Annotated in this window: 12 protein-coding genes; 9 read left to right on the top strand and 3 right to left on the bottom strand. The window is 72.8% G+C overall.

The window, feature by feature from the left end:
• The first annotated feature begins 188 nt into the window (after positions 1-188).
• Complete coding sequence (locus tag HF519_RS27195; RefSeq protein WP_169415838.1) at positions 189-1,475, top strand: acyl-CoA dehydrogenase family protein; 1,287 nt, start codon at positions 189-191, stop codon at positions 1,473-1,475.
• 52 nt (positions 1,476-1,527) lie between these two features.
• Here HF519_RS27195 and HF519_RS27190 read toward each other — a convergent pair whose 3' ends face one another.
• Positions 1,528-1,704, bottom strand: a complete 177-nt coding sequence (locus tag HF519_RS27190; RefSeq protein WP_169415837.1) for a hypothetical protein — start codon at positions 1,702-1,704, stop codon at positions 1,528-1,530.
• 19 nt (positions 1,705-1,723) lie between these two features.
• On the opposite strand from HF519_RS27190, the gene HF519_RS27185 reads away from it, so the two are divergent.
• The 3 genes from HF519_RS27185 (at position 1,724) to HF519_RS27175 (ending at position 4,727) form a co-directional block, all read left to right on the top strand.
• Positions 1,724-2,509 (top strand): hypothetical protein, encoded by a 786-nt coding sequence (locus HF519_RS27185; protein ID WP_246245292.1) that lies wholly within the window; start codon positions 1,724-1,726, stop codon positions 2,507-2,509.
• Positions 2,506-3,660, top strand: coding sequence for an acyl-CoA dehydrogenase family protein (locus HF519_RS27180; RefSeq protein WP_169415836.1), 1,155 nt, complete (start codon positions 2,506-2,508; stop codon positions 3,658-3,660). The genes HF519_RS27185 and HF519_RS27180 overlap by 4 nt, the downstream gene beginning before the upstream one ends.
• A gap of 248 nt (positions 3,661-3,908) precedes the next feature.
• Entirely contained in the window at positions 3,909-4,727 is an 819-nt protein-coding gene (locus tag HF519_RS27175) for a cupredoxin domain-containing protein (protein WP_169415835.1), read from the top strand.
• Between the two features lie 25 nt (positions 4,728-4,752).
• Here the strand turns inward: HF519_RS27175 and HF519_RS27170 are convergent, their stop codons facing one another.
• Positions 4,753-5,502, bottom strand: coding sequence for an enoyl-CoA hydratase-related protein (locus HF519_RS27170; protein WP_169415834.1), 750 nt, complete (start codon positions 5,500-5,502; stop codon positions 4,753-4,755).
• A gap of 22 nt (positions 5,503-5,524) precedes the next feature.
• Between HF519_RS27170 and HF519_RS27165 the strand changes: the two genes are divergently transcribed.
• From HF519_RS27165 to HF519_RS27145, 5 genes are all read left to right on the top strand, one after another.
• A complete protein-coding gene (locus HF519_RS27165; protein ID WP_169415833.1) occupies positions 5,525-6,439 on the top strand; it encodes a TIGR03620 family F420-dependent LLM class oxidoreductase in 915 nt (304 codons plus the stop codon).
• A gap of 27 nt (positions 6,440-6,466) precedes the next feature.
• The gene (locus HF519_RS27160; RefSeq protein ID WP_312860381.1) at positions 6,467-7,594 is read left to right on the top strand and encodes an MBL fold metallo-hydrolase; all 1,128 of its coding nucleotides are present in this window, start codon (positions 6,467-6,469) and stop codon (positions 7,592-7,594) included.
• Positions 7,595-7,831: 237 nt separating this feature from the next.
• A complete protein-coding gene (locus HF519_RS27155; protein WP_169415832.1) occupies positions 7,832-8,167 on the top strand; it encodes a histone-like nucleoid-structuring protein Lsr2 in 336 nt (111 codons plus the stop codon).
• A gap of 237 nt (positions 8,168-8,404) precedes the next feature.
• Positions 8,405-9,442 (top strand): DUF3047 domain-containing protein, encoded by a 1,038-nt coding sequence (locus HF519_RS27150; RefSeq protein WP_169415831.1) that lies wholly within the window; start codon positions 8,405-8,407, stop codon positions 9,440-9,442.
• 219 nt (positions 9,443-9,661) lie between these two features.
• Entirely contained in the window at positions 9,662-9,919 is a 258-nt protein-coding gene (locus HF519_RS27145) for a hypothetical protein (RefSeq protein ID WP_169415830.1), read from the top strand.
• A gap of 21 nt (positions 9,920-9,940) precedes the next feature.
• Here the strand turns inward: HF519_RS27145 and HF519_RS31935 are convergent.
• The coding region (locus HF519_RS31935) for an SDR family NAD(P)-dependent oxidoreductase (protein WP_246245290.1) at positions 9,941-11,621 on the bottom strand (1,681 nt) is incomplete at its 5' end.

Below are 11,621 nucleotides of genomic sequence, written 5' to 3'. Positions count from 1 at the left end.
GCCCGCCGACGAGGTCCGCCCCACCGCACCCGCATCCGACCCGGCCGGGGACGCCGACGTCGTCGCCCCACCGGCGAGGGTGATCAGCTAGTCGCTGCCGCTGCTCTACCGTCGGCGAAGCGCGTCTCCCTGCACGATGCCGGGACCGCCACGGACGCCAGCCGACAACCTGCGGAGGTCAGATCACGATGGCGTGGGACTTCTCCACCGAACCGGAGTTCGAGGCCCAGCTGGAATGGATGCGCGGATTCGTCCGCGAGGAGATCATTCCGCTGGAGACCCTGGATCTGGACCGCGAGACCTTCGCCCGGATCACCGCGCCGATGAAGGAGCAGGTCAAGGAGCGCGGACTGTGGGCCGCCCACCTGCCGCCCGAGCTCGGCGGCGGCGGATTCGGGCAGGTCAAGCTCGGCCTGATGCACGAGATCCTGGGCCAGTGCCGGTACGCCCCGGGCGTGTTCGGCAACCAGGCCCCCGATTCCGGCAACGCCGAACTGCTCGCCATCGGAGGCTCCGAGGAGCAGAAGGAACGGTGGATGCACCCGCTGCTGCGGGGCGAGCTGCGCAGCTGCTTCTCGATGACCGAGCCGGGCGCGGGCGCCGACCCGACGCTGCTGTCGACGCGCGCGGTCCTGGACGGCGACGAGTACGTCATCAACGGGCACAAGTGGTTCTCGTCCAACGCGTCGATCGCCGACTTCCTCATCGTGATGGCCGTGACCGACCCCGACGTCTCGCCGTACCGGGGCTCGTCGATGATCATCGTCCCGGTCGACACACCCGGGGTGAACATCCTGCGGGACATTCCCGTCATGGACCACCCGGAGATCGGCGGTGAGCTCTACGGCGGGCACGCCGAGATCGTCTACGACGATGTGCGGGTGCCGAAGGAGAACCTCGTCGGCAACCCCGGCGACGGCTTCAAGCTCGCTCAGCAGCGGCTGGGACCGGGGCGGATCCACCACGCGATGCGCTGGCTCGGCCAGTCACGGCGGGCGTTCGACATGCTCTGCGAGCGCGCGGTCAGCCGCTACGCCCACGGCTCGGTCCTGGCCGACAAGCAGATGATCCAGGACTGGGTGGCCACGTCGGCCGCCGAGATGCAGGCCGCCCGGCTGCTCACGCTGCACGCGGCGTGGACCATGGACCAGGTCGGCGCCTCGAACGCCCGGATCGAGATCGGGATGATCAAGTACTGGGGCGCGAAGGTGCTGCACGACGTGATCGACCGCGCGATCCAGATCCACGGCTCACTCGGCTTCTCCGGCGACCTGCCCCTGGAGCAGATGTACCGCGCCGCGCGCGCCGCGCGGATCTACGACGGCCCGGACGAGGTGCACAAGGAGTCGGTGGCCCGCCGGCTGCTGCGCGGGTACACGCCGGCGGACGTGCCGACCGAACACGTCCCGACGCGCCGGGAGGCGGCACAGCGCAAGTTCGCCGACTACCTCACCGCGGCGACGGCGAACCTGTAGGGACCTCGCGGTCCGGGGCGGCGAGGGGGCGCCCCGGGCCGCGGCCGGCGGGTCAGCTCGCCGGTGCGTCGCGCTCCCGCGCGGCGGCCGCCGCGACCCGCTCGTGCAACCGGGAGCGGATCTCGTCCGGGGTGTACGCGCGACGGCGCCGCTCCGCGCGCGCCGTCACGACCCCGCTCGCCGCGACACCGGCCAGCCCGGCCAGTCCGACCACCTTCCACCACCGCATCGCCCTAGGCTATTCGCCCGTGAGCGGCACCACGATCAGCCTCGACCGCGCGCTGGAGCTGACCCGCACCGGGGACATCTGGGTGTTCCGCGGACGCAGCGGCGCCGACCGGGCGATCCGGGGCCTGACCAACTCCCCGGTCAACCACGTCGGCATGTCGATCGTCATCGACGACCTCCCGCCGCTCATGTGGCACGCCGAGCTGGGCCGTTCGCTGCCGGACCTGTGGTCGGGCAGGCATCAGCGCGGCGTCCAGCTGCACGACCTGCGCGACGCGGTACTGCAGTGGGGCCACCGCTACGGCCAGCGCGGCTGGTTGCGCCAGCTCGACGGCCCGGTCACCCGCGAGCACGAGGACGCCGCGCTGCGCACCGTGGCCCGCCTCGACGGCACCCCCTTCCCGTCGACGACGCGGCTCGCGTCGCGCTGGCTGCGCGGCCGGGCACCGCAGGCCCAGGAGCTGGCCCGCGGGGCCCGGTACTCGAGACGGCGTACTGCGCGGAGGTCGTCGCCGTCACCTACGAGGAGATGGGGCTGCTGTCCGCCGACCGCAGGCCCAACTGGTACGACCCCGGGCGGTTCTGGAGCGGTGACGACCTCGAGCTCGCAGCGGGCTTCCGGCTGGGCGGGGAGATCGCGGTGCGGCTGCCGCCCGCGCCGGCGGAACCGGAGGGAGAACCCGCACCGCCCGCGGTCCGGCGCCGGTTCCTGCCCGGACGGGCGCGGTGAGACCGAGCCGACATCGGCCGCGGGAGCGGCGGCGTCCATAGTGCTAGGAGCAGCAACGGCGAAGGGGCCATCGTGACCAGTCTGAGCACCGAGGAGCGGGCCGTCGTCGCGACGGTCCGGGAGTTCGTCGACCGCGAGGTGCGCCCCGTGGTGCGCGAGCTCGAACACGACAACACCTACCCCGAGAAGCTCATCGAGCAGATGAAGGAGCTCGGGATCTTCGGCCTGGCCATCCCGGAGCCCTGGGGGGAGGCGCCGGTCTCGATGCCCTGCTACGCCCTGGTCACGGCCGAGCTCGCCCGCGGCTGGATGAGCCTGGCCGGCGCCATGGGCGGGCACACCGTGGTCGCCAAGCTGCTGCTCGCCTTCGGCACCGACGAGCAGAAGGACCACTACCTGCCGCGGATGGCGACCGGCGAGGTCCGCGCCACCATGGCGCTGACCGAGCCCGGCGGCGGCTCCGATCTGCAGGCCATGACCACCGTCGCCCGCCGTGACGGCGACCGGTACGTGGTCAACGGGGCCAAGACCTGGATCACCAACTCCCGGCGCTCCCAGCTGATCGCGCTGCTGTGCAAGACCGACCCCACCGCCGAACCCAAGCACCGCGGCGTGTCCATCCTGCTCGTCGAGCACGGCCCCGGCCTGACCGTCTCCCGGGACCTGCCCAAGCTCGGCTACAAGGGCGTCGAGAGCTGCGAGCTCACCTTCGACGACTACCGCACCCCGGTCTCGTCCGTGCTCGGCGGCACCGAAGGCCGCGGCTTCGCGCAGATGATGAAGGGCCTGGAGACCGGCCGCATCCAGGTCGCCGCCCGGGCACTGGGCGTCGGCCGCGCCGCGTTCGACGACGCCCTGCGCTACGCCCAGGAACGGGAGAGCTTCGGCAAGCCGATCTGGCAGCACCAGTCCATCGGCAACTACCTCGCCGACATGGCCACCAAGCTCACCGCCGCCCGCCAGCTCATCCTGCACGCGGCGGAGAAGTTCGAGACCGGGCAGCGCTGCGACATGGAAGCCGGTATGGCCAAGCTCTTCGCCTCCGAGGTCGGCATGGAGATCGCGCTGAACGCCGTGCGCATCCACGGCGGCTACGGCTACTCCACCGAGTTCGACGTCGAACGCTACTTCCGCGACGCCCCTTTGATGATCGTCGGAGAGGGCACCAACGAGATCCAGCGCAACGTCATCGCCGCCCAGCTGGTCAAACGCGGCGGACTCGACTGAACGGTCACCGCCCTCGCCGGGCACCGACGGGCGCGCGATGACTTTCCCGCCCCGCGCCCGTCATAACGGAGGTGAGCTGCGAACGGCAGCTCTCATCCCGCGGAGATCACGACCTTCGCCCCCGACCTCTTCCCGGCGTTCGGCCCGCCGCCGACACTCTGAGGAGCGACCGCTGGCGACGATTTCGCGCGGGCGCCGAGTGGTACTCGCACATGGTGGGTGCACCCGCCGGACCGGGGGGGCAGAAGATGACGAGCAGACATCAGCGCGTCACCGGGCACTTCCGCGCCCGTGGCGCCGCCGCCATCGTGGTGCTGGCCCTCGCCGGATGCGGCGGGGGTGACACCTCCGGCGGCGCCGGTACCCCGGCCCCGTCGAGCGGGACGGCGGCGTTCTGCTCCGCGGCAGTGGAGTTCGACGACGCCGCGAGCGCGGGTCCGGACGTCGACGAGGCAACGGCCACCCCGGAGCAGGTCCAGGCTGCCGTCAAGAAGTTCGCGACGGAGCTGGAGGCGTCCCTGGCGGCGGTCGAGCAGCAGGCCCCGGAGGCGGTGAAGGCCGACGTCGGGACGGTGGCCCGGCTGTACCGCCAGGCCGCGGCCACCGGGGACGCCGCGACCCTGCAGTCGCCCGAACTCGACACCGCCGAGCAGAACATCGACACGTACATGCTCCAGGAGTGCGGCTACGAGAAGATCGACGTCACGGCGACCGAGTACGACTTCCAGGGCCTGCCGGCCAGCATCAAGGCCGGGACGATCGCGATCACGCTGACCAACCAGGGCCGGGAACTGCACGAGGTGGCCGTCCTCCAGCTCAAGGAGGGGGTGACGCAGCCCCTCGCGGAGATCCTGAACCTGCCCGAGCAGCAGGCGACGGGGATGCTCACCGAGGTCGCGACGACGTTCGCCGAGCCGGGTCGGACCGACACGCTCTTCGTCCCGTTGACCCCGGGCCGCTACGGCGCGGTGTGCTCGGTCCCCCAGGGCACGACCAGCGCCGACACCCCCGGGACCGGGCCGCCGCACTTCACACTCGGCATGGTGCGCGAGTTCAGCGTCGCGTGAGCGGTGACGCGGGCGATCGCGGCGGTCAGCGGCCCGTCCAGCGCGGCGGCCGCTTGTCCAGGAACGCCGCCACACCCTCCTCCCGGTCCGCCGACGCCATGATCGTCTCGGTGGCCCGCGCCGTCGCGGCCCAGCCGCGCTCGTCCGGCTCGGCGACGACCTCCTCCAGCGCCCGCAGCGTCGCGCCGACCGCGACCGGCGCGTTGGCGCACACCCGCTCGGCCAGCGCCAACGCCGCCTGCTCGGCCCGCCCCGGTTCGGTCAGCTCGTTCACCAGGCCCAGCGACCAGGCCCGTTCCGCCCCCAGCGGCTCTCCGGTCAGCAGCATCTCCCGGGCGATGTTGAGCGGCAGCGGCCGGTGGGTCCGGAACAGGGCGCCGCAGTTGGCGATCAGCCCGCGGGCCACCTCGGGCAACGCGAACCGCGCGGTCCGGGAGGCGACGACCAGGTCGCAGGACAGCACGATCTCGAACCCGCCGCCGTAGGCGACCCCCTCGACGGCCGCGATCAGCGGCGTCGACCGGTCCCGGCGTACCACCCCGTAGTTGCCGCCGCGGGGGGTCGGCTCCCCCGCGCCCGACGCCAGGTCGGTCCCGGCGCAGAACGCATCCGCCGTCCCGGCCAGCACCCCGGCCCACAGCTCGGGGTCGTCGTCGAGTTCATTGAGCGCCGCGTCGAGACCGCGGGTCATCTCCGCGTCGACCGCGTTGCGCTTCGCCGGCCGTTCCATCCGGATCAACAGGACCCGCCCGCGGCGTTCCGTGTGCACCACCATGAGATCAACGTAGGTTCTGGGCGTGACCGAGAACCAGAGCCTGCTCCTCCCACGCATCGGTCTGTGGACCGGTGCACTCGACGCCGTGCCCGCCGCCCGCGCCCGGGAACTGGCCGCCGAGCTGGAGGAACTCGGTTACGGAGCACTGTGGATCCCCGAGGTCGCCGGCCGGGACCCGTTCGTCCACCTCGCACTGCTGCTGTCGGCGACGCGGCGCCTCATCGGGGCGACCGGGATCGCCAACATCTGGGCCCGTGACGCCGTCGCCACGTCGTCCGCGGCGAAGGCGCTCACCGAAGCCTTCCCGGAGCGGGTGCTGATCGGGCTCGGGGTGAGTCACCAGAATCTCGTCGGCGACCTGCGGGGGCACACCTACGCCAAGCCGCTGACCGCGATGCGCGAGTACCTCGACGGGATCGAGGCCGCCCCGTACACCGCCCACCGGCCGACGACACCGGTGCGGTACGCGCTCGCCGCGCTCCGCCCCCGGATGTTGCGGCTCGCCGCGGAGCGGACCGAGGGGGCGCACCCGTACTTCGTCACCCCCGAACACACCGCCCGTGCGCGGGAGATCCTGGGGGCCGGGCCGTTGCTGTGCCCGGAACAGGCCGTCGTCCTGGAGACCGATCCGGCACGGGCACGCGAGATCGGCCGCGTCTACACCTCGGTCTACCTCAACCAGCCGAACTACGTGAACAGCATCCGCGAGCTCGGCTTCACCGAGGAGGATCTGCGCGACGGCGGCAGCGACGCCCTCGTCGACGCGCTGGTCGCCTGGGGCGACGCCGACCGGGTGCTCGACCGCGTGCGGGCCCACCTGGACGCGGGCGCCGACCACGTCGCGGTGCAGGCGCTGGGCGCGCATCGCCGGGAGGTCCCCGAGTCGCAGTGGCGTGCGCTCGCCGCCCCGCTGGCCACGCTCGCCGCCCGGTCCTGACCCGACCCGGCTTCGTAGGCTGTGAGGGTGACGGTCCGCAGGTTCGCCCCGACCCGCCCCCTGCTGTTCAGTGGCACCCTCATGGCCGCCGCCACCGTCCTGCGCGCCGCCCACGGCGTGCCGACCTCGATGGGGGCGTCGCGCGCCGAGCTGGCGGCCGGCACGGCCGCCGCGGCCGGGCGCGCGCACGTCACCGACGGGGTCTTCCGCAACACCGAGCCGAGCGCCCTGCTGAACGCGCGCAGCGCCGGGCCGGTGGTGCGCGCGCTGATCCGCCGCGGCCGGACCGGGCGCCCCACGCGCCCGGTGCCGCTGGCCCCGGTGGACGTGCCCGGTACCGCCGGGACGCTCGCGGCGACCTGGTACGGCCACTCCACGGTGCTGATCGAGATCGACGGCCGCCGCGTGCTGGCCGACCCGGTGTGGAGCGACCGCGTCTCCCCGTCGCGGCTCGTCGGTCCGCGCCGGCTGCATCCGGTGCCGGCTCCCCTGGACGCGTTACCCCCGGTCGACGCCGTCGTGATCTCCCACGACCACTACGACCACCTCGACCTGCCGACGGTCCGGGCGCTGCTGCGGACCGGCTCGGCGCCGTTCGTGGTGCCGCTGGGTATCGGTGCCCACCTGCGCCGCTGGGGCGTACCCGGGGACCGGGTCGTCGAGCTCGACTGGAACGAGTCGGCGACCGTCGGCGGTCTCACCCTCACCTGCACGGAGGCCCGCCACTTCTCCGGGCGCTCGCTGCGCCGCAACACCACGCTGTGGTCGTCCTGGGTGATCGCCGGGGCAGCCGGCCGGCGGGTGTTCTTCGGCGGCGACACCGGCTACACGGCGGCGTTCGCCCGGATCAACAACAGGTTCGGCCCGTTCGACCTCACGGTCCTGCCGATCGGCGCGTACAGCGAGCGGTGGCCGGACGTTCACATGACACCCGAGGAATCCGTGCGCGCGCACCGTGATCTGGGTGGTGGCCTGCTCCTCCCGGTCCACTGGGCCACGTTCAATCTCGGGTTCCACCCGTGGTCGGAGCCGGTGGAACGGCTGCGTGCCGCAACCGAAAGCCTCGATATCCCGCTCGCGGTCCCCCGCCCCGGCGAACGAATCGACGTCGCGGCGCCACCGCCGATGCGAGACTGGTGGTCTCCGGTCGCCTGAGACCTTTCGGAGAGTGACCTGGCTCCCTTTCCGGGGATTACCTGTCCGTCCGGTTGCGTCCGAAAGAGTGATTGGCAGCCGACTCCTGCACATGGACCAGGGGCCGAATCGACATTCCCCCACGGCCTCCATTATTGTCACTCCAGGAATTCCGACTCACAGGACTCCAACAGCATGCCCGGTCCCGGTTCACCCGGGGCCCTGTGGTGTACCCGAAAACTCTGAAAGGCAGCGCACGTGGCGAAGCAGACGACGGTCACGCTGGTCGACGACCTGGACGGCACCGAAGCCGACGAGCAGATCGAGTTTTCCGTCGACGGCAGATCGTACGAGATCGACCTGTCGGCCGCGAATGTCAGCAAGTTGCGCGACGCGCTCGCCCCGTTCATTTCCGCAGCTCGCCGCACCGGCGGCCGGCGGGGCGGAGGCTCGTCCCCGGCCCCGGCCCGCCCCGTTGCGGACCGTGAGCAGAACCAGGCCATTCGGGAATGGGCCCAGCAGCAGGGGATGAAGATCTCCGAGCGCGGCCGCATCCCGACGAATGTTCTCGAGGCCTACCACAAGAACCACTGACACTCGGCGGCCTATCGCCGCTTTCCGGCGCGGGGCCGGGCGGATCGTGGCCGTTCCGGCACGCAGATCACGAGGCCGGACCGGTGTTCGCCGGTGAGCATTCGCACGCCGGTCGTGAACCGGTTCGGCCGAGATTCCGCAGGATCGTGGGGCCGGCCGGCGGGGCACCCGGTCACGCCGGCCCGATGAACATGCGCTTTCGCCCCACGATCACGTCCGGTCTGTCAGGGTGAGCCGATGACCCGGCTGACGACGGCACCCGAAGCGGCGCACCTCGTGCTCCCCGGCGACCGTCCCCCGTGGACCTCGACCGGGTTGTCGGTGCGCCGCGGGGAGCGGGTCACCCTCCTCGGCGCCGGCTTCATCAACTGGTCGGACTCCCACGACGTCGGCGCCGGCCCGAAGTACCACCTGTGGGGCCGGGTGCCCGGTGGAACGACGTTCGGCTGCACCCAGGACACCACCACCGTCGTGATCGACCACGACGGCGTCCTCGAGTTGTGCGTCTACATCGGAGCGTGGGCCGACCGATACGGCACACTCGCCACCGGCGACGGCCCGTACCGCCGGGCCTCCGGAGCCCTGGAGGTCACGGTGCTGCGCTGGCCCGCGGGCACCGACCCGGTGGACGGCCTGGCCGTGCTGGGCGCGGACGTCGCCGACCCGGGACTCGCCGCCGCCGAGGCCGCCCGGCTGAGCGACCCGGTCGTGCCCCCGGCCGGTTGGGGGTACCTGCGCGACATCGGGCCGGGGGACATCTACCGGCACGCCCGCCTCGACGGCCGCCCGGCCATCGACGTGGTGTGCGACGACGACGCCGGCATCATCCGCACCGACGTCGACCTCGCGCTGGACCCGGACACGACCATCGAGTGGACCTGGCGGGTCGACGCGTTACCCGGCAGCGCGGCCGAGAACACCGTCTGGACCCACGACTACCTGAGCATCGCCGTGGAGTTCGATTCCGGTCGCGACCTCACGTGGTTCTGGAGCAGCGCCCTGCGCCCCGTCGAGGACACCTTCGACTGCCCGGTCCGCCGCTGGCGGGAGCGCGAGACGCACGTGCCGGTCCGCACCGGCACGGCCGGACTGGGGCGGCTCCACCGCGAGTCGCGCAACGTCTTCGACGACCACCGCCGGTTCATGGGCGACCCACCGGACCGCATCGTCGGAGTCTGGCTGATCGCGGTCAGCCATTTCGGCCACGGCGTCGGACGAGCCACGTTCACCGACATCGCCCTGCACAACCGCGATCGGCGGATCCCGGTGCTCTGAGCCGTCCGGGCGGGCGCTCCGGCCGCGGGGTCGCGGTCCCCCATCGTCGCATCCGGCGCGCCCCGCCCCATCGGAGAACACCCGATCCGGCAGTCACCCTCCGGGGCGATACGGCTGCATCCCGTGAGCGGCTACCGTTTCCCGCCACGCGGCACCGACGCCGTCCCCCACCGAATCCGGTGCAGCATCACCGCATCGGGTCGAGACGAGGCAATCTGCGTGAACGAGCTTGTACGTGACGTCCGGACCCCGGCCCGCAGTCACCCGCACTACGGCACGTGCGGCCGCTGTGGCCTGCTCAAGCACGTCACGCCCGACGGCGTGCTGCACGACCACAACCGGTACCGGGCCCGCGGCACCGTCGTCACGGCCCAGCGCTGCCCCGGTTCGGGGGAGCGCTACCTGGAGCGCACGGCCGACGACCCGCACACCCCGGACCTGCTCGCGATGCTGCAGCCCCGGGAGCCGCGGGAGTAGCGGTCCCCCCGGCGCCGCGGCTCACGCCCGCCACATCTGCGGCCCCGCGCGCGTCACCACCATCGTGGGCACGACAGCGGCCGCCGACAGCCGGGTCAGGCTCAGCACGAGCTCGGCGACGTCGTCGACCGTGAGCATCGCGCTCCGGTCGAGCCGGTCGCGCAGGTGCTCGGTCATGTCGGTGTCGACATAGCCCGGCGCCACGGCGGTCGCGCTGACCCCGCCGGCCGACTCCTCCAGCGACAGCGTCTCGCAGAACGAGATCAGCGCGGCCTTGCTCGCGCCGTAGACCGCCAGCCCCGCCTCGCCCGCCACCCCGGTGATCGATGCGAGGGCGACCACCCGGGCGCCCGCCGCCGGGTTCGCCTTCGCGGTGGAGCGCAGCAGCGGCAGCAGTTGCGAGACGAGCAGGACCGGCGCGCGCAGGTTCACCGCGAGCTGCAGGTCGTAGGCCTTGGGGCGGACCGCGGCGACCGGTTCGTCGATGCCCATGCCGGCGCCGAGCACGAGCAGGTCGAGCCGCCCGAAGCGCTCCTCGTGCGCGGCGGCGAGCCGCGCGACGTCCTCATCCTTGGCCATGTTCGCCACCACCCCGAGCACCTCGACGCCGAACTCGGCGCGCAGTTGCTCGACGACGGCCGTGACTCCGGCCTCCTGACGCGCCGCCACCGTCAGCGCGAACCCTTCGCCCGCCAGCCGCCGGGCGATCTCCGCGCCGATCCCGCGGGATCCGCCGGTCACCAGTGCCACCCTGCCCGAACCGTGATCAACCATGTGCACACTCTGCACGGTGACGCCGACGGATGGGACCTCAGGCCGGTGGCGTGATCCGTCGGCGGGCTCCATGGCGGTCCGCGGCCGTCGGCGGTCGTAGCGGGCCCGGGCCAGCACGGCCACCACCGCGAGCGGGACGGCGACCATGAACGCCGTCCGGAACAGCAGCCCGAACGCCCCGTCGTCGGCCGCCGGCGCGGCGATCGCGGTACCGGCGGAGCTGCCGAGGAACAGCACCGTGGCGAACAGCGCGACCGCGGCCGCCCGCGCCTGGGGGACGACGTCGGTGGCCCAGCTCTGCAGCGTCGAGTGCAGGAACGCCCAGGACCCACCGAGCAGCAGCCCGGCGATCAGCACGGTCGGCACGGTCACCGTGATCGCCGGCGCCGCCCAGGCCGCGGCCAGGAACCCGCCGCCGATCCCGGCCAGCCCGGCCGGTGGCACCCGGCCGACCAGTAGCCGCACCACCCGCGAGAACAGGAGTGCGCCCACCCCGAACCCGCCGGACACCAGGCCCGCGACGGCCGCCGACGAGCCCAGCGACTGCAGCGCGGGCGCCAGATAGGTGAGTGCCCCGAGCACCACGACACCCTCGACGAACGCGAGCAGCAGCACCACCCACGCCCAGCGGACCCTCAGCACCCGGCCGAGGGGACGCAGCGGGTTGCCCGACACCGGCTCCAGCTCCGGTTCCGGGAGCCGCGCGAGGGCGGACCACAGCGCACCGCCCGCCACCGCGGTCATCCCGAAGACCGCGCGCCAGCTCACCAGGTCGGCGAGCAGGCCCGCGCCCGCGGTCGCCGCCGCCGTGCCGAGCGCGGACGCGGCGAGCACGTCGGACAGCGGACGCTGACGGACGTGCGCCGGCCAGGTGTCCCCGACGTAGACCAGTGACGCCGGGATCAGCGCCGCGAAGCAGCCCCCGGCC

Origin of the sequence: Pseudonocardia bannensis (assembly GCF_012911875.1) — a bacterium.
GTDB classification, from domain to species: Bacteria; Actinomycetota; Actinomycetes; order Mycobacteriales; family Pseudonocardiaceae; genus Pseudonocardia; species Pseudonocardia bannensis.
This window is presented reverse-complemented; position numbering and strand designations above follow the sequence as displayed.